17 protein-coding genes and 1 CRISPR repeat array (1 of these 18 only partly in view) are annotated in these 22,609 nt (G+C 41.1%); of the genes, 9 read left to right on the top strand and 8 right to left on the bottom strand.

Annotation, left to right across the window (positions count from 1 at the left end; translation table 11 throughout):
• The first annotated feature begins 122 nt into the window (after positions 1-122).
• Entirely contained in the window at positions 123-1,088 is a 966-nt protein-coding gene (locus tag V7K44_RS14675; protein WP_334932567.1) for an AraC family transcriptional regulator, read from the top strand.
• Positions 1,089-2,067: 979 nt separating this feature from the next.
• Here V7K44_RS14675 and V7K44_RS14680 read toward each other — a convergent pair.
• Both V7K44_RS14680 and V7K44_RS14685 read right to left on the bottom strand, forming a co-directional pair.
• Positions 2,068-2,364 carry a hypothetical protein gene (locus V7K44_RS14680; RefSeq protein ID WP_322662302.1) on the bottom strand — a complete coding sequence of 99 codons (297 nt, stop codon included), beginning with the start codon at positions 2,362-2,364 and terminating at the stop codon, positions 2,068-2,070.
• A 230-nt stretch (positions 2,365-2,594) separates the two neighbouring features.
• Positions 2,595-4,688, bottom strand: a complete 2,094-nt coding sequence (locus V7K44_RS14685) for a TonB-dependent receptor plug domain-containing protein (protein ID WP_334932569.1) — start codon at positions 4,686-4,688, stop codon at positions 2,595-2,597.
• A 532-nt stretch (positions 4,689-5,220) separates the two neighbouring features.
• Here V7K44_RS14685 and glgX point away from each other — a divergent pair.
• Positions 5,221-7,347, top strand: a complete 2,127-nt coding sequence (glgX, locus tag V7K44_RS14690; protein WP_334932570.1) for a glycogen debranching protein GlgX — start codon at positions 5,221-5,223, stop codon at positions 7,345-7,347.
• Between the two features lie 76 nt (positions 7,348-7,423).
• On the opposite strand, the gene V7K44_RS14695 is transcribed toward glgX, so the two are convergent.
• Both V7K44_RS14695 and V7K44_RS14700 read right to left on the bottom strand, forming a co-directional pair.
• The gene (locus V7K44_RS14695) at positions 7,424-7,978 is read right to left on the bottom strand and encodes a hypothetical protein (protein ID WP_334932571.1); all 555 of its coding nucleotides are present in this window, start codon (positions 7,976-7,978) and stop codon (positions 7,424-7,426) included.
• A 12-nt stretch (positions 7,979-7,990) separates the two neighbouring features.
• A complete protein-coding gene (locus tag V7K44_RS14700; RefSeq protein WP_334932572.1) occupies positions 7,991-9,064 on the bottom strand; it encodes a hypothetical protein in 1,074 nt (357 codons plus the stop codon).
• Between the two features lie 391 nt (positions 9,065-9,455).
• Here V7K44_RS14700 and V7K44_RS14705 point away from each other — a divergent pair, with 391 nt between their 5' ends.
• Complete coding sequence (locus V7K44_RS14705; RefSeq protein WP_334932573.1) at positions 9,456-10,082, top strand: Uma2 family endonuclease; 627 nt, start codon at positions 9,456-9,458, stop codon at positions 10,080-10,082.
• An 11-nt stretch (positions 10,083-10,093) separates the two neighbouring features.
• On the opposite strand, the gene V7K44_RS14710 is transcribed toward V7K44_RS14705, so the two are convergent.
• From V7K44_RS14710 to V7K44_RS14725, 4 genes are all read right to left on the bottom strand, one after another.
• A complete protein-coding gene (locus V7K44_RS14710; RefSeq protein WP_334932574.1) occupies positions 10,094-11,017 on the bottom strand; it encodes a tetratricopeptide repeat protein in 924 nt (307 codons plus the stop codon).
• 176 nt (positions 11,018-11,193) lie between these two features.
• Positions 11,194-11,529 carry a cytochrome c6 PetJ gene (gene petJ / locus V7K44_RS14715; RefSeq protein ID WP_334932710.1) on the bottom strand — a complete coding sequence of 112 codons (336 nt, stop codon included), beginning with the start codon at positions 11,527-11,529 and terminating at the stop codon, positions 11,194-11,196.
• A 363-nt stretch (positions 11,530-11,892) separates the two neighbouring features.
• Positions 11,893-12,387 (bottom strand): GNAT family N-acetyltransferase, encoded by a 495-nt coding sequence (locus tag V7K44_RS14720; RefSeq protein ID WP_334932576.1) that lies wholly within the window; start codon positions 12,385-12,387, stop codon positions 11,893-11,895.
• Between the two features lie 163 nt (positions 12,388-12,550).
• A complete protein-coding gene (locus V7K44_RS14725) occupies positions 12,551-13,723 on the bottom strand; it encodes an RpoD/SigA family RNA polymerase sigma factor (protein ID WP_334932578.1) in 1,173 nt (390 codons plus the stop codon).
• Between the two features lie 804 nt (positions 13,724-14,527).
• Here V7K44_RS14725 and priA point away from each other — a divergent pair.
• The 6 genes from priA to V7K44_RS14755 all read left to right on the top strand — a co-directional run bounded on the left by priA (position 14,528) and on the right by V7K44_RS14755 (position 22,274).
• Positions 14,528-17,143 carry a primosomal protein N' gene (gene priA, locus V7K44_RS14730; RefSeq protein ID WP_334932580.1) on the top strand — a complete coding sequence of 872 codons (2,616 nt, stop codon included), beginning with the start codon at positions 14,528-14,530 and terminating at the stop codon, positions 17,141-17,143.
• 551 nt (positions 17,144-17,694) lie between these two features.
• Positions 17,695-19,893 (top strand): Ig-like domain-containing protein, encoded by a 2,199-nt coding sequence (locus tag V7K44_RS14735; RefSeq protein ID WP_334932582.1) that lies wholly within the window; start codon positions 17,695-17,697, stop codon positions 19,891-19,893.
• An 8-nt stretch (positions 19,894-19,901) separates the two neighbouring features.
• Entirely contained in the window at positions 19,902-20,324 is a 423-nt protein-coding gene (locus tag V7K44_RS14740) for a hypothetical protein (RefSeq protein WP_334932584.1), read from the top strand.
• A 119-nt stretch (positions 20,325-20,443) separates the two neighbouring features.
• Positions 20,444-21,202: a TIGR04255 family protein gene (locus tag V7K44_RS14745; protein WP_334932585.1), complete on the top strand. Its 759-nt coding sequence runs from the start codon at positions 20,444-20,446 to the stop codon at positions 21,200-21,202.
• Positions 21,192-21,806, top strand: coding sequence for a hypothetical protein (locus tag V7K44_RS14750; protein WP_334932586.1), 615 nt, complete (start codon positions 21,192-21,194; stop codon positions 21,804-21,806). Before V7K44_RS14745 ends, V7K44_RS14750 begins: the two co-directional genes overlap by 11 nt.
• Before the next feature lie 9 nt (positions 21,807-21,815).
• A complete protein-coding gene (locus V7K44_RS14755) occupies positions 21,816-22,274 on the top strand; it encodes a hypothetical protein (protein WP_334932589.1) in 459 nt (152 codons plus the stop codon).
• A 201-nt stretch (positions 22,275-22,475) separates the two neighbouring features.
• Positions 22,476-22,609: direct repeats of the CRISPR family, unit length 33 nt; unit sequence CAACCCTTCTTCCAGGGATGGGAGGGTTGAAAG; it runs 328 nt beyond the window's last position.

Genomic DNA, 22,609 nt, shown 5'->3' on the forward strand with positions numbered 1-22,609 from the left:
ATCCAGAATGCTTACAAGAAGCCGAAATCATTTTTCCTTGCTTTAGCTTTATCTTAGGTATTTTGAAGGGCAAGCAATAGGACGATCGTCTAAGATTGTTGTACAATCCTGCAAACTTATAAATGAACGCTGCCAATATCAATTTAATGAACAACCCGCAGGCAAAGCGCGAGGCAGACAGAGCGCAAGCCAACAGAGACGAACTGAAAGAGCTTATTGCCCAGGCGATTACTCATGATGGAACGATTGAGCCACTGAAAGGTTTGCACTTCAACCGCGCCTCCTCGCCTTCGGAATGCCTTCATAGTGTCTCTATCCCTGCCTTTTGTGCGATCGCTCAGGGCAGCAAAGAAGTTCTTCTGGGTAGCGATCGCTATCAGTACGACCCGATGCATTATCTGCTTGCTACGGTTGAACTACCGATTGCCAGTCAAATTCTGGAAGCGTCCCAGGCGCAACCGTACCTGAGCCTGCGCCTCGATCTCGATCCCACCCTTGTTGGCTCAGTGATGGTCGAGGCAGGGTATCCCTCATCGCGCAGCCGTGCTGATGTGAAAGCGATCGACGTAAGTCCGTTGAATGCAAATCTGTTGGACGCTGTGGTGCGGCTTGTCAGGCTTCTAGATTCCCCTGCGGAAGCTCATGTTCTCGCACCACTGATTAAGCGGGAAATTATTTACCGACTCTTGATGGGAGAGCAAGGTAATCGGCTCCGCCATATTGCAGTTCTGGGTGGCTACACCTACCACATCGCCAGAGCCGTCGAGCGACTTCGTAAAGACTTTAACGAGCCGATCAAGATTGAAAACATCGCCCGAGAAATGGGAATGAGTGTTTCGGGCTTTCACCATCACTTCAAGTCTGTCACTGCCATGAGTCCCTTGCAATTCCAGAAGCAACTGCGGCTCCAGGAGGCTCGCCGTCTGATGCTGGGGGAAAACCTTGACGCTAGCAGTGCTGCCTATCGAGTGGGGTACGACGATGCCTCGCACTTCAACCGAGAGTACAAGCGGCTCTTTGGTGCGCCACCGATGCGCGATGTGGAGCGGCTGCGAGAAGCTGCTAGGGAGACTGCTAGTTCAATATGATGGGCCCTTTCAAGGTCTTGTAATTTCCCTCAAATTATAGTTAGTTGAAAAAATATAGTTGCTAGATAGGGAACAGCTAGGCTGTTTCTAGGTCAAGTGTTTGAGCGTTTTTTAAAAGAAAGTTCGGTTTCTGTATAAGCTTTTCTACTTATTACTGTGTGAAATTTTGTGAGGTTAGAGAGACGCGATAAATCGCCGTCTCTACAGAAAATCTATCTGTCAATTAAACCATACTGTCATATCATGTCCGCCAAATTACCCACAATAAAAGAACCTCTCCCCGCAGGCGGCTATGCGTTACCCACATCTTTCTTTACAATCTTGAAACCCATGTTCTATAACCGTCTTAGACACTGAAAATTTAGGCATACTTGACAAATTCGCTTTTAATATTCTCGCTAAAACTGCGTTTTTATTGAGAATGAACAACGAACTAATCAGGGTTATAAAAACCTGAGTCAATACTCTCGCAAATCTTAAGAAAGATCCGGGTAATGGATAGCCGCTCTTCGGGAGGGGAGCTAAAGCGCAGCTTTGGCGGGGTGGGGTTTCGGGTATTATGTTTAATTGCCCGGACATCGTATCACAAGTCACTAAGATTGGCTGCTGCCCACCTTTTTCCTAATTTTTGTATTTCTTTGTTTGAATCCTTAATAGAAATATATAGCGATCGCTCGTACTCTGCAATCAGCAGCTACACATCTATGTAGAAGCCATGTTTCGAGATGATTAATAGGACTTACGCACAAGAGATCCCCCAACCCCCTTAAAAAGGGGGCTTTTAGGGTTCCCCCCTTAAAAAGGGGGGTTAGGGGGGATCTAGGTTTCAGGTTTTCAGTGCGTAAGTCCTGATTAAAATCGGCGGTTACAAATTAAAAGATACAAATATTTACAGTAATTGCTTAATATCTCTAATCTTAATCATTTTTAACCATAAGTTGGTAAAAGATTTGTTAATAACAATGACAGCTATATATCCCTACTCCCAAGTGGAAACATCTCTCAGCAAATTAGGAATTTCTCCTTGAGATAAGGGAAATTCTAGCAAAGTTTCTCTAATACCCAAATATCCAGATTCCGCAAACGATAAAAGCATTCGTGAAAGCGCTAGCCAAACCTCCGGTTCGTATTCCCAATCACGATAACGTGAAGCTTGACCAGCAATTGAACGTAGTGCCCAAAAATAAGAATTTCTCACCACCGAACCACCCTTCTTAAACTCTGGTAAATCTTCGCGGTGTATGAAAAGTATTTTATTTTCAATTCTGGCTCTCATAGCAATTTTGAATTTTAGATTTTAGATTTTAGATTAAAAATAAATTTGAATTAGGCCCATTATCGCTTTAGTTTAACGCACTATGTTGTACGGCGGAGCGTCATATTTACCAAAAAAATGCTGTAAAACCTCACTTTCCTACCTTTGTAGAAAAGTGAGGTTTTCCAAATCATGTGAAAAGACATAAGAATGTAGAGACTTTGCAATGATAAAATCTCTACATTGAATACCTAAAAATTGGCGTTTAAACCCACACGAAAAGTAAATCCAGGGCTATATATGCGATTAACTCGCTCATATTGCTCACCGAGTAGATTTTCTAAGTAAACTGTTAGTCCTAAATTGCTAGTTAGAGGTATACGCCCACTCAAATCTAAATTGACGAAAGACGGTGCAAAATCTGTAGGCTTGTCAGTAGGGTTAGTGAAGATGGATCTGCGAGCGCCACTATTGTAGGTAACATACAAGTTAGCTTGCCAACCTGAATTTTGATAACCCACACCAGTTTGCAGTACAGAGTAGGGAATCAAACCTAATTGTAAACCTTTCTCTGTCCCTGTTTTTATTTGGGAATCTGTATAAGTGTAGTTGAGAAAAGTTGACCAGCCAGCCGCAATTTTTAATTGCAATGCAGCCTCTAAACCATTGGTATCTACTAATCCAATGTTTGCCCATTTTCCGGCGATGACTCCCAAGCGATCGCCTATACTACTACCAAAGTAAGTAAACTGTCCAATCAGATTTTCCGAAAAATTAACATCGACTCCCGCAGTCCAAGTTGAGCCAATTTCTGGGCTTAAATCAGGATTAGGTTCCCAACCATGAACTGTATCATAAACATACAACTGATCTAATCCAGGATTGCGTTGTCCCCCTGCCCAACTTCCACGCACTGCTACGATTGGTGTGACAGCATAACGTAACCCAACACTAGGGTTAAGATAATTTCCAAATTGGCTGTCAAAGCTTTGCCTTAAGCCTAAATCTATCAAAAAATTATCGCTAATATTCCAAGTATTGACAGCGAATAAAGCTGCATTGAATAAACTCCGATCTTCAGTTTCGTTTTTGGCAATACTACTAGGATTTGTACTCAAAACATCACCGATTAAATCGGTGTTTTTCAAATCTAATCCCCAGCGCAATTTATTATTGGAAGTAACTTTCCACTCATGATCTACCCTGGCTGTGAGTTGTTGGGTATCTAAAGCTCCTGTACGGTAAAATGCTCCTGTAGGGCCATAAGTGCTGAAATAATCTTGGTTATAACCAATTGAAGTTGTCAGGTTAGAGCTTTCCCCATTACCTAGTCGAGTTTTCCAAGACAAGCCAACATTTAAACCATCGTGGTCTAATCTATCTCTTTGGAGAGGGAAGCCGAAATAAATTAAGCCGCGACGACTGCTGAGTTTAGTAACATCTAAATTCAAAGAATTTTTTGGATCTAAATCAACTCCAATGCTACCAAAGTAAGTACTTGTTGCTGTGTCTGCATTCGATAAAAACCCTTGGCTATCACGATTTGCTGCACCTACAGGGACGCGGTAACGGTTATCTGTAAAGAATCTTTCAAAGCTAAAGTTGTACTTGACCTTATCAGATGAACCACCATAAGTTACTTGTTGATTATTTAAACTCAATGAGCCAAATTCTGCACTAGCGCTCAATTTAGGTTTGCCATAACCTTCTTTGGTGATGATGTTCACCACTCCCCCAAAGGCTGAGGAACCAAATAAAGTGGAGGCTGTACCGCTATATAATTCTACTCGTTCAATTGCCTCTACAGGAATACTATTTAAATCAGTTCCACCATGATAAGTGTTGACATTATTGTTAATTGGTCTGCCATTAATTAGAAATACAGACTGATTAATTGAGGCTCCACGATAGTATGTACCTGTGTGAGTATCTGCACCATGACCGACATCATTGATTGCAAAACCAGGCATTCTTTTCAAGATATCGGCTAAACTTGCAGCTCCCTGCTTTTTAATTTCTTCTCGATCAATTACGTAAGTTGGAGTAGATTGAGGTAGATTGTCTGGTTCTGCGATCGCTTCTATAGAAATGTCTGCATCATCGCTCGGAGTCTGCTCTGTTTCTGGCTGAGTTTCTGGATTAACTTCAATCGGTACAGATTGTTGAGATAATAATTCGGCATTAGTGGCAGGTAGCTCAAATTCACTCAAACTCGGAATATCTGAAATAACTTCGGTTGATTGATTAGTTTTTCTTTGCTCAATTTCACTCTCAACCGCATAACTAGGAGACGCTATCAGTAAACTCGGTAAAGCAACTGTTAGCAACAAAAAATCCTTTTTCACGTTCTCTTTCACACCAAGTAAAAACAGTCACTACGTAGCATTGTTGCTGTAATAGTAAAATCGTGTCAAAAGACACGTTGTCATATTTCCACAATTCAGATGCGACTGTTGGTCAATTTGCTATGTGTTAAGCCCTAGAACGGCTGCATTTTAACAAGGCAGGAGAGGGTTCGACCCCGGATGATTTGGAGCCGTATAAGTAGCTGTACCTGTGGAAAACTGACGCAATAGTGAGGGTTTTAAACCCTTGTTTGCTCTGGTTGCTTTACTGAAGCGATCGCACAGCCTATTGCAGACAGGGCAGTTTTTCTTCAGCCTGTTGCCCTCTGCATTAATTTTTCCAACTTAAGGTATAGAGATTTATATTACTAATGATAGAGTAAATAATATTATTATTTAAGTTAAATTTTAATGTTATTGATTTTAACGAATTATTAGTAACTTTAAATTAATAACTTTAAATTTTAACTAATTATTCAAAAAACTTGAAGTCAATAATATTTGCCGAAAAACTAATATTCAAGATTTACTTATGTATGTAGCTTTATGGCCGGGGAATGTATATCCTTTAGGTGCAACTTGGGATGGGAAAGGAACAAACTTTGCTTTATTTTCGGAAAATGCAACAGGGGTAGAGCTTTGTTTATTTGATAACGATGACGAAGAAATCCGCTTGCCTTTGACAGAAAAAAACAATTTTGTTTGGCATGGTTACTTACCAGGAGTTGGCCCAGGTCAAAAGTATGGATTTAGAGTGCATGGGATGTGGGCACCGGAAGTTGGTCATCGATTCAATCCAAACAAACTATTAATTGACCCCTACGCTAAGGCAATTGACGGTGAGTTTAATAACGATCCAGCTGTCTTTGGCTACTCTCTAGACGCTGAGGAAAAAGACTTAGTTTTTTCTGAACTAGATGATGCCAAAATAATGCCCAAGTGTGTTGTGGTCGATCAATCTTTTGATTGGGAAGGCGATAAACTGCTTGCTACGCCTTGGTATAGAACTGTTATTTATGAAACTCACGTCAAAGGTTTTACTAAGCTACACCCAGTTATTCCAGAAGAGTTGCGCGGCACTTATGCCGGTTTGGCGCATCCTGCTGCAATTCAACACTTACTGCAATTAGGAATTACAGCAGTTGAGTTGATGCCAGTACATCATTTTCTATCTCATCCGGGACATTTAGAAGGAAAAGGATTAAGCAATTACTGGGGCTACGATTCCATCAACTATTTTGCTCCCTATTCTAGTTACAGTGCTAGTGGGACAGGGGGAGAACAAGTCGCTGAATTCAAGCAAATGGTCAAGGCACTACATTTTGCCGGAATTGAAGTGATCTTAGATGTAGTCTACAACCACACTGGCGAAGGAAATCATTTCGGGCCAACGCTATCTTTGCGAGGTATTGATAATTCTGTATATTACCGTTTGGTAAAGGACGATCCTCGCTACTACATGGATTTTACAGGCTGCGGTAACTCTCTGAATGTGCGTCATGCTCAAGTTCTGAAGTTAATTATGGATAGCTTGCGCTATTGGGTAACAGAAATGCACGTAGATGGCTTCCGCTTTGATTTGGCTTCGGCGCTGGCGCGGGAACTATATGAAGTAGATAATCTATCAGCTTTCTTTGATATTATTCATCAAGACCCAATCTTGGCAGATGTGAAGCTGATTGCTGAACCTTGGGACTTAGGAGAAGGCGGCTATCAAGTCGGGAACTTTCCACTGCGTTGGTCTGAGTGGAATGGTAGATATAGGGATACAGTCAGAGATTTTTGGCGTGGTGTAGATGATAGTTTAGGACAATTTGCCTACTGTTTTACCGGTAGCCCTGACCTATATCAAACAAACGGGCGCAACCCAAATGCAAGTGTTAATTTCATAACTGCTCATGATGGTTTCACGTTAAATGATTTGGTCAGCTACAACGAAAAGCATAACGAGGCAAACGGGGAAGACAGTAGAGATGGTGAAAGCCATAATAGATCCTGGAATTGTGGTGCAGAAGGCGAAACCGACGATCCAGAAGTAATGCGTTTGCGCGAACGGCAACGACGAAACTTTTTAGCAACTTTAATGCTATCTCAAGGTGTCCCAATGCTATTAGAGGGGGATGAAATTGGCTGTAGTCAAAAGGGAAATAATAATGTCTACTGCCAAGACAATGAGATTTCTTGGCGACATTGGGATTTGCATAAAGCGAACTCGGATTTATTAGACTTTACACGCGAACTAATTAATTTTCGCCATCAGCATCCAGTATTCCGACGACGTAAGTGGTTTCAAGGCCGCCCCATTCACGGTTTAGGTATTAATGATATTGCTTGGTTTAATTCTGATGGCAGTGAAATGACTGAGCAGCAGTGGCTAGTTAGTTATGCCAAAGTAATGGAGATTTTTTTGAATGGGCAGGGAATTGCTACTCCAGGCGATCGTGGTGAGCGGATTATTGATGAAAGTTTTCTGATATTTTTTAACGCTCACTACGAGTTAATTGAGTTTGCTTTACCCGATGACTTTAAAGAAAAGGTATGGGAGATAGTAATTGACACTAATGAACCTCGCTTTTTAGATCGGGGAAAATTAGTTTCCGGCTCTCAAACTGTACCAGTTTCAGATCGCTCTCTGATGATGTTACGCCTTATTAGTTAGCAGTATGAGGAGAAAAAATACTCAATTTTATAGAAAGAAAAATATATTTTTCTTTCTATAAAGTTGCTAGAATGCCTCAATAATTTTTACTCGTAACTCTAATTAGAAAACGCAGAGCTTCATTTACTGCTTCCGAATTAGGAAACATTTCTGCAACATCAGGTTCTAAAAAAACTGTCAATTTTTCAAGATTATTAAAATTATATTCACCTTTGATCGTATTAGTGTCTACCCAACCCTGATTTGATTGAGGTTTATTCTGAATTGTGATTGTTTGGGAAGATGCAGCATTTAATTTATCAGCTAGTGATTCCCAACTAGTAACTTTCAGATTGAAGTAAGCCTTTGCATCCCGTAATGTTTTAAACTGTTGCTTCAGAAAATCAATAGTGTAAATATGCTTTTGATATACCTGTTTCTCTACATTTAGGTCTGACTCAACCATATCGACTACTTCATTAATAAGTCGGTCATGATTTTCGGCAATTTGAGCAGCAGCCCCTAAAATTCGAGAAGTTGCTGTTATCTGTACATCTGTCTCTTGTTTAAGGCGATCGGCAATATTGCGAATTTGATCTCCCAGCCTCGCTTTACCTTGTTTTTGCGTGGTTGGTAGTGATTTATTGCTCATAAGTATGCTTGTTTATTCAGAAAGTATGTCTTTAATTGCCAGCCAGATGCGTTTAAACTTTTGTACTAAACCCATAGGATTGTTAGTTGTTTCTTCTTCCACCGAATCAACTAGAGATTGAATTCTATCCATACGCTCTGCGACAACGTAAAGACTATTTACTGCTTCATCCTTACTTGCTAAAGAGTCACGCAGCAGCACAACCATCTGGGCAATTTCTCGTTTTAGTTTTTCATTCTCGGCTTTCCGACGAGTTTCCCATCCCTTAATACCAGCTTTGGAACGTCGCTCATGCTTGAGTTCTGCTTTAGCCTCATTGTATAAACTCAAATACATTTCTCTTTCAGAGTTTACTGCCTCATATTTGGTAAGAAATTCAGTCGCTCTCGCTTTTTCTTCGTTGTGGAGGCAGAGGGTTTGTTGATGACTTTGTTGTTCATCAACATAGAACTGGTAATTTTGACTAACTCGCTCTTTTAGCTCATTAGCTTCAAGTTGGCAAGTTTGGACCTCTCGCTGGTGAACATGAACTAGCTGGGATATTTTTGCTTTTTCTTCGTTGTAAAGGCAGAGCGTTTTTTGATGATTTTCTTGCTCATCAAGATAGAAGAGATAATTTTGAGTGAATCGCTCTTTTAGCTCATTAGCTTCGAGTTGGCAAGTTTGGATCTCTCGTTGGTGAACATGAACTAGCTGGGATATTTTTGCTTTTTCTTCGTTGTAAAGGCAGAGCGTTTTTTGATGATTTTCTTGCTCATCAATATAGAAGCGATAATTTTGAGTGACTCGCTCTTTTAGCTCATTAGCTTCGAGTTTTCGCTCATTAGCCTCGATCTGATAAGTTTGAATTTCTTGCTGAACATGAACCAGTTGTGATGCAGCTTCTTTTGCACGTTGTTCTGCTTCATCGCGTTGAGATGCAGCCTCCTCATTTTCTTTCGCAAGTTTTCGCGCCTCCTCAAGATTGGCGCGAACAGTCATCAATGAAAGTTTAAGCTCATAATAAGAAACTGGTTCTTTCTGTTGTGAGCGAGGATTATTAACAGCGTTGGTATAATTAGAATCTTTGCGATCTGCTCTTTTCATTGTGATAATTTAAGTTACTATGTGAGCATCTTTTACATTTAAGTATAAATATTGAGTTTAGCCGAGATGAACTAATTGAAGTGTGATCTCGGTTCTACTGGTAATATGATCTGATTTTGGGTTGAGATATCTTTTAGTTCGCCAAGACGCTCAAATTCCCAGACGTGCGATCTTCAAGGGCTAGGAATATTGTGCTTTATAAGAAAGCTAGGCTCCAAAAGACAAAAAGTAATAAGCCTCAAAGCCTCTTTCTTTTTAAAATAAAAGTCAGGTGTGATGACTTCAGAAAAATCACGCACTGTATCAAAGTCATCTCCATTTCGTCCGTAAGCACAACCCTCGGTTAAAGTACGCTCTATAATCATTAGCATTAGACGAATGGCAATAATTTATGATTCAAGCCTTACGCAAAGTAGTTACCTTTAATGAATTCGTTGCTAAATACCCTGACAACACAGGAAAACGTTATGAATTGCATGATGGAGTAATAGTCGAAATGTCCCAACCAACAGGCGATCATGAAGAGGTAGTTGGTTTTTTAGCCTTTGAAATTACTAGAGAATGTATTCGTTTAAATCTCCCCTACTTCATACCCAAAACAGCATTAGTCAAACCGCCTGAAAATGAATCTGCTTACTCACCAGATGTACTGATATTAAATCGCCCCAATTTGGTAAATGAACCTTTGTGGAAAAAAGAATCTACTGTCAGCCAAGCGGAATCAATACCCTTAGTAGTTGAGGTAGTGAGTAGTAATTGGCGTGATGATTATTTAAAGAAAGCTGCTGACTATGAGGCTGTAGGTATACCCGAATATTGGATTGTAGACTATGCTGCTTTAGGCGGTAGGCGATTTATTGGCAACCCCAAACAACCAACTGTCTCGCTTTACACTTTAATTGAGGGAGAATATCAAGTTAGCCAATTTCAAGGTAGCGATCGCATTATCTCACCTACTTTCCCAGAATTAAATTTAACCGCCGAACAGATTTTTCAAGCTGGTGGATACCCTGTATAGCGCTGACAGTATTACAAAAGAGCGATTTCCGTTGCAAAGGAGATTTGTTGTCGCAGATTCTTCAGTAAATCTAAAGTTTTTTCGTAAGCAACTCTCTTTCCTTGGTTTTCAAAGTACTCGGATGCTTTTTGTAAATCAGATATAGCTCCTAAATGATATCCTAAGCGATACTGAGCTACTCCACGATTAACATAAGCTTGGCCATTACTGGGATTAAGTCTGATTACTTGCGAAAAATCACGCACTGCACCCAAGTCATCTCCATTTCGGCCGCAAGCACAAGCCCGGTTAAAGTACGCTCTATAATCGTTAGCATTGAGACGAATTGCTAAATTAAAGTCGAGCATCGCAGCTTGGATATCTTGCAAGACAAAATGTGCTAAACCTCGGTCATTATAGATATCTGCAAGCAGTAAGTTAGTTATTCGAGGAATTTGAGTTAGGGCTAAATTAAAGTCAAAAATTGCCTCTGAATCTTTTTCATCACCAACACGGGCTAGCCCTCGGTTGTAGTAAGCTCGAAAATCATAGGGTTTAAGTGTAACGGCTCGATTATGATCGACAATGGCAGCGGGATAATCCCCTTGTCTGTAGTGTGCTACTCCCCGGTTCAGATAAGCTTCAAAGTTGTCAGGGGCAAAATTTATCGCTTGGGTGCAATCTGCGATCGCTTGATGGTAATCTTGTAATTGCAGATAAGCAAGACAGCGATCGCTATAAGCTACAGCCAAATCTTTCTCAAGTTCAATCGCCTGGTTAAAATTTTTTATTGCTTCCTGATAATCACCGCGTCGCATCTTATCTACACCCAACTCTAAGAAATCACTCGCTGTAATTTGGGTAATTAAAATGGGTGAGGAATGTGCAGGTAAAGTCAAAAAACTGAGGGGTAAAACAATAATTATACTGAAAAATAATCGCCAGAAATTACTCATAAGACCAAATTAGGATAGGTAGTATTGTTTGATATTCTTGGAACAGTCTTTTTGTAAAGACTCTTAATCCAAAATCCCAAATTGGTATATGCATCCTATTTGATAATTGCGGCAACTTTCAAATTAGCGGGACAAAAAGCCCCGCAAATTGTTAATTTTTGAAGTTAGATTTTAGTCTACTTCCATTCCTTATCTGCTTGTGAAAGCACATAAGCAGCTACATCTTCAATTTTGTCAGCTTTTAAACGAGCGCCGAAGGCAGGCATAGCACCTTTACCCTTTGTAACCTGGGCAATAATCGCCTCTGCTGAGTACATATCATACTTTTCTAAAGCGTCCTTCTTCAGGCTTTTTTCAGCTTTAACCAGATTCTTTCCTCCTGCGTGACAAGAGGCGCAATTGGCACTAAATACTTTAGCTCCACTAGCAGCATCTGCTGCCAAAGCTGGACGACTGAAGGCAAAGGTGAAGATTGCTATGCCTAACAGCATGACTGTAATCATTTTTTTCATTTCGTGTTCTCTCTGCAATAACGGCTTATTCGGTGCAATATCCTCCATAATTGTGAGTTGACCCGTTGCCATAGTCAAATGACAAGCTGTCAAACTTTGCTTTATTAAATAAAGTTTTTGGATTTTGAATCTTGGTGATTTTAGATTCAGGTTTATTAGCACAAAGCAATATGTAATGAGAATATGCTTCTCTCCAAAATACCCTAGCTTACTTGTTTACAAAAATGTGCATTTATGCTGATGATTAAAATGACAATTTATGTAATCTTGAATATGTTATAAAGAAAATCATTAAAATTTAAGGATGAGATATTAAAGATGAAAATTGTTCTGATTCATCCTTTATACTTCATCCTTTGTTTTTTATTTAACAGAACCTAATTTAGTAAGCCTATCTTCTGTAACGCGACAAATTCGCCAATCATCTAATATAGATGCTCCCATGCTACGGTAGAATGCTTGGGCTGACTCATTCCAATCTAAGACACTCCACTCTAATCGCCCACAATCACGTTCTACAGCTATCTGAGCTACTTTAGTTAGGAGAGCTTTACCAATACCTTGCCTGCGATATTCTGGTAAAACAAATAAATCTTCCAGATAAATTCCTGGCTTAGTCAGAAATGTTGAATAATTATGAAAAAATAGCGCAAAACCAACAGCTTGTCCCGCAGATTCCGCTAATATTGCCTCTATATACCTCCGCGAACCAAATAAATGCTCCTGAAGTGCTAGAGCATTACCAGCGATCGCGTGAGATAATTTTTCATATTCTGCAAGTCCCTCAATTAATTTAAACAGTACGCTGCAATCGGCTGGTTGGGCAAAACGCACAATCAAATTGCTACCCGAAGTCATTAGTCTATAGTCCATAGTTTATAGTCTATAGTCTATAGGCAACTGGGCAATTTATTTTGAGTATTGACTAAATAAGAGCCGAAAAAAGCTACAAAACGCCCGATTTTTGCGAATTGCAAAGCTAATTAAGTTCCAGATTGCATCTCTATCTTGAGCAATGTAGTTAAATCAACCAACCTTTTAAGCGTTTGGCTATGTGAGGACGGCGCAATTTCCGCATGGCTTTGCTTTGAATTTGACGCACTCGCTCACGAGAAAGATTGAACATATTGCCAACCTCTTCTAAGGTACATGGTTCGCTGGTTGTCAAACCATAACGCAGAGAAATCACATCTTTTTCTCGTGGAGTTAACACGTCACCCAAGACTTCCCAAATCTCCTGACGCATCATGTTTTCATTCATTTTTGCTTCTGGAGACAAGTTATCTTCATCTTCTAGCAAATCCATCAATTCCGTGTCTTCTTCTTTACCGACGCGGTGGTTGAGAGAAAGTGCTTGTCGCCGTAGCTGTTGTAGCTGGCGTAGTTGTTGCACGCTAATCTCCAAATATTGTGCCATTTCTCCTTCGGTAGGATTACGACAGAGTTTTTGTTTGAGTTCCCGTTGAGCTTTTTTTAGCTTGTTAAGCTTTTCAACAATATGAATCGGTAGCCGAATTGTTCGCGCATCGTTAGCTATCGCTCTGGTAATCGCTTGTCTAATCCACCAATAAGCGTAAGTAGAAAACTTATATCCTTTATCGGGATCAAACTTTTCTGTAGCGCGATTTAAGCCCATTGCTCCTTCCTGAATTAAATCCAGAAAAGGCACTCCCCGATTCAAGTATCGTTTAGCAATAGAAACTACCAATCTCAAGTTCGAGCGAATCATTTTGCGTTTCGCTACTCTCCCTTGATACAAGCGACTTTCTAGTTGCTTTTCCGTCATTCCTAACTCAGAAGCCACTTCTAATTTGCTGGCTTCATGTTCCAGTCTTAACCCTAAAGCCGCTTGTATTTCTCTAAATTCCTCTAGAAACCTGACTCGCCGCGCTAATTCTACTTCTTCATCAGCTTTTAAGAGCGGATAACGCGCCATTTCTTTAAAAAATGCGCCGACAGCATCATCATGTTCGGTTTTGTTGTATCCCGAAGGACGAGCCGCCGCCATGTCATCGCCATCGCGTTCGTCTGATTCCAGATTTTCTACTACAATTGGAGGTTCTTCTTCTGCCACTGCATTTAAACTATCGAGTGATGGTTCTTCGATATCAGCAGCATTCTCCAGTATTTCCATCTTTCCCAATTCAACAATATTCATATTTTCCTTTAGGGATTGTTGCTTTGTTTGGTACATAATTTATTTACACCTACTCGTTTGAGGCTTGGTAGTTTTCCCTAATGGACGATGCACCCGTAAAAAATAGCGAAATATAGGCTGATGCTAATTTGTCTATAGAAATAAAAATCGGCATCTACCTAGTATCTATAGGTTACAGTTATATACAACCTATAACGAAACTTACCTTAGCACCCAGCAAAACTTTTTTCTTAGATTCCCAGCAGATATATTCTTCATTTTTTTCTGAATTATCAAATATGTCAAACCCCCTCAAACTTTCTCAACCTTAACAAATATAAAAATTCCAGCTAACCATCCAAATTTTTTAAACTTTCATATATTTTTCTAAATATTTATAATGTTTTAGACGCTGGATACCACTGTATAAAAGGAAGACCTACTAATGGGTTACGCATTCCCAATTTGATTTCCAGTTATCTATATAATACAAATTACAAGAGTAGCAGCTTAATTTTGGGACGATATTACTCTGTATAAAAGCATCTCATATACAGAAAGGGTTGAATATCTACCGATAGGCGGAAAAAGGCTACTCCATATTTAGTAGATAGAGTAACTGTTGCAGCAATAGTCGTCATGCTTTTATTTGTATAGTGGGCACCAAATATTTATTGCATATATAGTTGATACGAATTTGTCTAGTAGATTACATAAGAGGAAAATTATCAAGTATTATGAAGAATAACAGTATTGAGAAATACCATTTAAATTTAAGAAAGCGAAAAACTAAAGTTTAGTTAGCTAGGTTGATTTTGACCAGCTATGTGAGGAAAATATTTAATTATAAAATCGGCAAGTATGTATATTAATGACATAAATTTATCTTCTTTAGTGGTGAGTGAACCGAGTGAATCATACAAGTCAGGTGAAACTGTTAATCGGTGGGTTGAAGTATTGGTAGACTGTCCAGGAAGTACAGGACTATTTACTTATCGATTGCCAGCCCAGTTAGAAATAAAACCAGGAGATATTTTGAGTGTGCCATTTGGGGCGCAACAATTAGGAGCGATCGCGATTCGATTACTGGCACAACCAAATATCGATTTACCACCAGAAAAAATCCGGGAAGTAGAAGATATAGTCAGCGTTGGATTTTTTCCAAGTGCTTATTGGGAATTACTCAACCGAGTTGCTGCATATTACTATACGCCGCTGATTCAAGTAATCCGGGTTGCTCTGCCGCCAGGGTTGCTGGGGCGATCGCAGCGTCGTATCCGCCTGGTTGGAGGCGGGGGGGCAGGGGGGCAGGGGGGCAGAGGAGCGGAGGGGAGTCGTTATTTGCTGGGATCTGCCGATCCTTTGGCTTTTTTGACTCCGACTGCGCGGCAAGTTTGGGAACTTTTGCAAGGGCAACCAGGGGGGGACTACAGTTTTGTTTACCTTCAACAAAAAGTCAAATCTGCTTATCGAGGAATTCGGGAGTTGTTGCGATTTGGTTTAGTAGAAAGTTATTTAGAACCGCCGCGACTAACTCGACCAAAGTTGCAAAAAGCAGTTATCCTCACAGGTACAATTGACCAAGAGTTAACTACTCGCCAACGAGAGATTTTAGAAGTGCTGCGGCGACAGGGTGGGGAGTTGTGGCAAAATGAATTACTGCAAATTTGCAATGCTAGTTCCTCTATTCTCAAGACGCTGGCACAAAAGGGTTACATCGTTGTTGAAGAACGGGAAGTATTGCGAACTGAACAAGGCCCAACTTTAGTAGGGGATGGGGCTAAATCTTTAACTACAGATCAAGCTAGCGCCTTAGCGACAATCCAGACATTAGATGAATTTGCTCAAGTTTTATTGCATGGGGTGACAGGTTCAGGAAAAACCGAAGTATATTTGCAAGCGATCGCACCTCTCCTCAATCAAGGTAAATCTGCTCTGGTTTTAGTCCCAGAAATTGGACTCACACCGCAGCTAACCGATCGTTTTCGCGCTCGTTTTGGTAATAAAGTCAGCGTCTATCACAGCGCCCTTTCCGACGGTGAACGTTACGACACTTGGCGGCAAATGCTCACCGGAGAACCTCAAGTTGTCATTGGTACGCGCAGTGCCGTTTTCGCCCCTTTGCCCAACTTGGGTTTAATTATTTTAGATGAAGAACACGATAGCAGCTTTAAACAAGATTCCCCCATACCCACCTACCACGCCCGTACCGTTGCCCTGTGGCGAGCCGAATTAGAAAATTGCCCTTTGGTGTTGGGTTCTGCTACGCCTTCGTTGGAAACTTGGGTAAGCGTCGGAACCTCACCCCCTAGCCCCCTCTCCGCAAGCAGAGAGGGGGGACAAGAAAGAAATCTTGATTCATCGCTTTTAAATCAAAAGTTAGGAGGGAAGAGTTATTATTTAAGTTTGCCTGAGCGCATCAACTCTCGCCCTTTACCGCCGGTGGAAATTGTTGATATGCGGCAAGAGTTGCAACAGGGAAATCGTTCTATATTTAGTAGATCGCTGCAAGCAGCTTTGCAAGAGTTGCAAGAAAGAAAACAACAGGGAATTTTATTTATCCATCGCCGGGGACACAGTACTTTTGTTTCTTGCCGCAGTTGTGGATATGTGTTGGAATGTCCGCATTGTGATGTATCGCTGGCATATCACCATACCGAAGAAAAAGCGCCGGAATTATTGCGGTGTCATTATTGTAATTATGCGCGATCGCACCCCAAATTTTGCCCTGATTGTAGTTCCCCTTACCTGAAATTTTTCGGTAGCGGTACTCAACGGGTAACGCAGGAACTAGCGCGACAGTTTCGTGACTTAAAATTTATTCGTTTTGATAGCGATACCACCCGCAATAAAGGCTCACATCGTACCTTACTCACTCAGTTTGCCAACGGCGAAGCGCATTTATTAGTCGGTACGCAAATGCTCACCAAAGGTTTGGATTTACCACAGGTGACACTTGTGGGCGTTGTCGCCGCCGATGGATTACTAAATTTATCAGATTATCGCGCCAGCGAACGAGCGTTTCAAACCTTGACTCAAGTCGCTGGACGTGCTGGTAGAGGTGAAGATCCGGGTAGAGTAATTGTGCAGACTTATACTACAGAGCATCAGGTAATTGCAGCTGTGCGATCGCACGATTATCAGTCTTTCTCTGAAGCTGAGTTAGAACAACGCCAAGCACTTAATTATCCTCCTTATGGGCGGTTAATTTTGTTGCGCTTAAGTAGTCTCGACCCGATTCAAGTGCAAAATACGGCGCAAGTTATTGCTACAGCCTTGAGTACAGAAGAAGAATTTGAAATATTAGGCCCAGCACCAGCGAGTATTTTACGGGTAGCTAATCGTTATCGCTGGCAGATATTGATTAAATTTGCCCCCGATGCCTTACCGCGATTACCAGATTGGGAAGAAGTGCGATCGCTTTGTCCTTCGTCTGTAAGTTTAACTATTGATGTAGACCCATTAAATATTATGTGATCGTTATGCGATCGTAAATTACTACCCCCAACGAGCCAAAGCTAGGCTTTGGCTCGTTGAGGTAGTGTGTCAAATTCATTTTGATGGTTAGAGAGACGGCGATTTATCGCCGTCTCTACTCTTAATTTATCCATCAATTATTTATTGACAGACTAGTAGAATGACCGTGGAAATCATAGCTAATTATGAAAACATGATATTGACTTGATATTAACAGCATATTTAAAAATGAACTCTGCCAGTATCAATTAAAGATTGGTTTACGGTAATAATTTTGAAGATTTATTGCTTTTTCCGTAATCATACTGTGGCAAGTTGAGGAATTAGAAAGTTCCTTTATAATTCTCTTAAAAAGAAGTTCAGTCTTTATGTAATTTCAAGTATTTACTAAATATTTTTTATACAGTCTGGAGAAATGGTTCCCTGAGACTTGCGGTCATTACGTTCGTTTCTAGTCAGTGAAAGATTGCCAGGAATAATCATTGCAGATACTTGGCCAATGTTAATGGACTACTCACGTATCAACTACGAACACAACGGCAAGGCATACTATGATTTACAAGATCAAACCCAAAATACTGGTATTAGCAATTGTTCAAGGGATTGCTTTTCAACCAAATGATGCTCCTGTACCATCTGGGTATATTAAAGATATCGGTCAAGCCTACAATGATACTAGAGGCTTTGGTTGGGTGCGTGAAGATAGCTTAGGCAATACTACACCCACTCCCCTTGATATCCAACTCAATACACGCGATCGCAACCAAAGTGGCATCGATCTACGACTAAATAGACTGATTCATCTGCAATATCCTCCTAGCAGTGCGGGAACAGCAGTCAGGATACCTGCTGCTTGGGAATATGCCCTATCTAAAGGTTCCTACAATGTGACTGTTAGTGTCGGTGATGCTAGTAATACTGTAAATAGTAAGCACCAGATTAATATAGAAGGGACGGCTGCTATTTCTGGCTTTGTACCAACGGCAACCAAAAAGTTTGCCGCAATTACCCGGATTGTTAATGTTGCCGATGGCAAGCTCACAATTGATGCTAAAGGTGGTAAGAATACCAAGCTCAATTATATTGCGATCGCACCAGGTAATCGTCCCTCGATCAGAACGACCAATCCCAATGATGGTCAGACAAATCTCTCGCCGGATATCTCGATTACAGCAGACCTAAATCTCCCGAACAGTGGGATTGCGGTTAATACTATTTCTGCCTCAACTATCAAGCTAATTGATTGCAGCACTAACACGCAAGTCAATACTACTTACAACACTTCCGGTGGTGGAGATGTGATTGTAGTGTCTCCGATAAATCGTCTCAAGAACAATACCAAATATTTGTTACAAATCACCGACGGGGTTAAAGATAGCAATGGTGCTGCATTCTTACCCTATAGCATCAGTTTCACAACAGGCACCTTTGTGAAGCCAGTCAGCAATATTACTTTCGAGCAAATCTCACTAGCGAATGTACCTACCAAACCTTACACCACAGTCTTAATTGGGCCTGACAATAAACTCTATGCTGCTACCCTACTAGGTGAGATTTTGCGTTTCCCGATCAATGCTGATGGTACTCTGGGTACGCCACAAACGATTTCTTCATTGCAGACTGCAAATGGTGGTAATCGAACGATCGTTGGTATGCACTTTGATCCCTCATCAACAAATGCCAGCAACCTAATTCTCTGGGTAACAAATAACTACTACTGGAATGGAACTGTTGATGCACCAGAGTGGAGTGGTAAGATTACTCGTTTAAGCGGCACCAATCTAGAGACAGTAAAAGACTATGTGGTTGATTTACCGCGATCGAGTCGGGATCATCTAACCAATAGCATTGAGTTTAAGCCCAACGAGCCAAACGTGCTGTATGTGTTGCAGGGTAGTAATAGTAGTACCGGCGCGCCAAACACTGCCTGGAGTAATCGTCCTGAACAGTTGTTAACTGCTGCTGTATTACGAGTTGACCTGTCCAAAATCACCTCACCTCCTTTAAGCGTTAAGACGGAGGATGGGGGTACTTATAACCCCTTTAATCTGGAAGCAGCTGTAACTATCTTTGCTAGTGGTATACGTAATGGCTACGATCTGGTTTGGCATACCAATGGTCAGTTGTATGTGCCAACGAATGGTTCGGCGGCTGGTGGCAATACGCCAAATACACCTATCCCTTTACCTCTTGCCTGCCAAAACCGGATTGATAAGAGTACTAATGGGGCTTATACTACTCCACCGGTGCCTGCTCTTAGCAGTCTAGGCACACAGCGAGACTTCCTGTTTCGCGTTGTTAAAAATGGTTATTATGGCCATCCCAATCCGAAGCGTTGTGAGTGGGTGTTGGGTGGAGGAAATCCCACAGCTGGTACAGACCCAGTTGAGATAAGTGAATATTCCGTTGGTACTCTATCTGACCGGAATTGGAAGGGTATTGCTTTCGATTTCGGAGAGCATTTTTCACCTAATGGCATCATTGAATATCGTAGTAATGCTTTAGGTGGTCAGCTGCAAGGCAAACTGCTGGTGACACGCTTCAGTTTAGGGAAAGACATCATTGTGCTAACACCAGGTGGCGCAAACTTGGATATTGTAAATTCCCAAACGGCTATTAGTGGCTTCACTGGTTTTAACCCAAGTCCATTGGATTTGGTTGAGAATCCCACGAATGGAAATCTCTACGTGGCGCAACTCAGTCAAGAGACGGGCATGGGCAAAATTACACTTCTGCGTCCACTTAATTAATATCAGTAGTGGGCGATCGCATTGGACTGATTAAAAACCGCATCGCCCAAAGCAAACAGATGTATAAAGAGGGCTTACAAGATGCTAGAGAGTTCATGCTTGAGGAATATTCTCTCAATGTAGAGTTAGCCTCTGCCAATTGGGAATTGGTTGACCTAAAAATCACGGGTGAAGATAAGTACAGGGAAACGATTGAGCATAATATCCAAAGGATTATGCAGGCTGAGGATAACCGCTTCAGAAAACAACAGAGTCAACTTGATGAATCCAACAGGACTTACGCAACTGGCACAAGCAATGGTGCCAGTTGCGTAAGTCCTGAATTTATTTGCTCAAGAGACTTTACCGAAATCACCTTCTCTTTAGGATGCTGTTCGCGTTCACCATCCAAACAGGTAGTTTTGTGTGGGGGCAGGATTGTGAGTTTATAAATAACTTTTTACGAAGCTAGGCTTAGATACCATAAAATTATTGAACAGGATTCATTATTTGTTCGTCCTAAAGTTGTAGTTAATTATAAATGTGAGGTTATGCCAAATTTAGGTAATCTATGACACGCCGCCAGTATCCTAACCCACCAATAGAAGAAGCGGTCTGTGAGTTTCGCTTTGCCCCAGGCCCAGCGTGGAATCTTACAATACCTGGCTTATTCTATGAAAAAATAAAAGATTTTTATACAGGCGAACCACAACAACAGACTTTAATAGCGACTGAATTCCAAGTCAGCTCCCAGCCTACAAACCCTGAGCTTACGGTAAGACAGGGCTGGACTAAGCTTCTGTTCCCTTCTGCGAATGCTAAAAAATTAGTGGGTGTGGGCCCTGACGTGGTGAGTGTCCACGTCTTACGTCCTTATGAGGGGTGGGATGAATTTAGGCAAAGAATTGACCAGGCATTTGATGTCTACCTAGATGTGGCTAAACCTGTTGGCGTAATGCGTATTGCTCTTCGCTATATAAATAGAATAGCTATTCCATCTAACCAGGAAATTGAACTTAGCGATTATTTCACGATATATCCTCAACTTCCAAAGGATGGCGTTCCAACTACGATGTCAGCATTCTTAACTCGAACCGAGTTAATCTATAAAGATATACCAATAAGGCTAGTATTAAATTTATCCGATGCTGTATCACCTCCTGGACAAGCTGCAATTGTCCTTGATTTAGAAATTTCTCAAGAATGGGTAGAGAAACCTCTACCTCTACAAGAGGCACTTTCCACCTTGTATGAATTAAGGCAAAGAGAAGGACAAGCCTTTGAAAATTTAATTACTGAGCGCACAAGGGAGTTGTTCTATGTCAAGTAAAGTTTATTATGCAAATGACGAGCATTGTCATTTAGAGACAACAGCGCTATCTCGCATACCCAGCAAATCAAGCCAACTTCGGTTTTCGCAAACAGTAGAAGGCTTACAAAGTGGATCGGTTGGGCAAAACATTAATCTTGTTGATCTTGAGAGAGTCAGAATATCAACTGTGGCAAGTTTGCAGCAATATGAACCTAAGATAGCTGTCTCCTCACGTCAAAGTGCCAAAGCTAGCTTTGAGTATGATAATTTCCTGCAACTTTCAAGCTGGAGCTATTCATCAATTCACAAAACTTACAGAAGAATTGCTGAGTTAGGAGCGGACAATGAAACTTATAAATACACCATAGAATGGTTAGACATACTACGTACCGTTGTTGCTGCTAACCAAATGTGGTGGGGTGAACCACTGGTAAATCTGAGCTTTGACTCAGAAATAGTTTTTGAGTGGTGGCACGGAACCAAAAAGTTAACTATTTATATTCTGGGAAATACCGCAGAATACATCAAAGTTTGGGGGACTGACATTGACAATGAAATGGAAGACGGCACGTCTTCATCACCTGCTGAACTTACGGATCTCTGGAAATGGCTAGTTTCATAGAGGTTTGCAGTGAGCGATGTGGTTACAGATGATGAGCTATTGTATCGGTGCATTTTTTGTGGATTAGACAAATATTACCGCATTGGGGAATCTGGATTAGAACTTACCTCACAAGCATTTACGGATAGAAGTCAAGCTCCTTCAGTTGATAGAGCAAAGCTTTGTGGTAATGACCCGCAATGTACGCAGAAAAACCCAGATGATGGTGTCGTGAGTTTAATTGCTGGCGAAGTTCGGATGATAAATGTTTCTCAAAACGATCCAAAAGGCAACCCAGTTTTTGATTACAAAATTGATGTCTGTCCAAGACCAACAGACGACAATCCATCTCACGCGCAAATTGAGCCATCTCCTAGTTACAGGAACAAAGGAACTTTTAGAAAAGTTGCAGAAAAGCTGGCACGGCTTGCAACCGAGAGAATCAAGAAAGAAGATTGGGAGATTAAACCACAGGATTTACCAACCTAGTCGATCCTGATATGCTCATCATCTGTCCATATTCACTTAAAACACCACTCGACACAGTGGTGTTTTTGTTTGAGAAAGAGCGTTCACCCTCGGTTATGAAAAATTTTTCACCCAATGTGATTTTGGCGCTGATCTTGGGAGCTATAAGCAGAGAGCCAAAATTCCTATATCCAATGAAACTGATATTTTTAGGCACTGCCGCAACCCTTCTTCCAGGGATGGGAGGGTTGAAAGTTCTTGCCAATTGGGGGTATAAGACGCGATAGTAGTCGCAACCCTTCTTCCAGGGATGGGAGGGTTGAAAGCCAACGGATTGCGATCGCCATCAACAAACG

Source organism: Nostoc sp., assembly GCF_036917235.1.
Classification (GTDB): domain Bacteria; phylum Cyanobacteriota; class Cyanobacteriia; order Cyanobacteriales; family Nostocaceae; genus Nostoc.

What these genes read in the sequence shown, in the direction of transcription:
- V7K44_RS14675 (WP_334932567.1), top strand. Translation starts at nt 123, where the DNA reads ATGAACGCTGCCAATATCAATTTAATGAACAACCCGCAGGCAAAGCGC.
- V7K44_RS14680 (WP_322662302.1), bottom strand. Translation starts at nt 2,364, where the DNA reads ATGAGAGCCAGAATTGAAAATAAAATACTTTTCATACACCGCGAAGAT.
- glgX (WP_334932570.1), top strand. Translation starts at nt 5,221, where the DNA reads ATGTATGTAGCTTTATGGCCGGGGAATGTATATCCTTTAGGTGCAACT.
- V7K44_RS14695 (WP_334932571.1), bottom strand. Translation starts at nt 7,978, where the DNA reads ATGAGCAATAAATCACTACCAACCACGCAAAAACAAGGTAAAGCGAGG.
- V7K44_RS14700 (WP_334932572.1), bottom strand. Translation starts at nt 9,064, where the DNA reads ATGAAAAGAGCAGATCGCAAAGATTCTAATTATACCAACGCTGTTAAT.
- V7K44_RS14705 (WP_334932573.1), top strand. Translation starts at nt 9,456, where the DNA reads ATGATTCAAGCCTTACGCAAAGTAGTTACCTTTAATGAATTCGTTGCT.
- V7K44_RS14710 (WP_334932574.1), bottom strand. Translation starts at nt 11,017, where the DNA reads ATGAGTAATTTCTGGCGATTATTTTTCAGTATAATTATTGTTTTACCC.
- petJ (WP_334932710.1), bottom strand. Translation starts at nt 11,529, where the DNA reads ATGAAAAAAATGATTACAGTCATGCTGTTAGGCATAGCAATCTTCACC.
- V7K44_RS14720 (WP_334932576.1), bottom strand. Translation starts at nt 12,387, where the DNA reads ATGACTTCGGGTAGCAATTTGATTGTGCGTTTTGCCCAACCAGCCGAT.
- V7K44_RS14725 (WP_334932578.1), bottom strand. Translation starts at nt 13,723, where the DNA reads ATGTACCAAACAAAGCAACAATCCCTAAAGGAAAATATGAATATTGTT.
- priA (WP_334932580.1), top strand. Translation starts at nt 14,528, where the DNA reads ATGTATATTAATGACATAAATTTATCTTCTTTAGTGGTGAGTGAACCG.
- V7K44_RS14735 (WP_334932582.1), top strand. Translation starts at nt 17,695, where the DNA reads ATGATTTACAAGATCAAACCCAAAATACTGGTATTAGCAATTGTTCAA.
- V7K44_RS14745 (WP_334932585.1), top strand. Translation starts at nt 20,444, where the DNA reads ATGACACGCCGCCAGTATCCTAACCCACCAATAGAAGAAGCGGTCTGT.
- V7K44_RS14750 (WP_334932586.1), top strand. Translation starts at nt 21,192, where the DNA reads ATGTCAAGTAAAGTTTATTATGCAAATGACGAGCATTGTCATTTAGAG.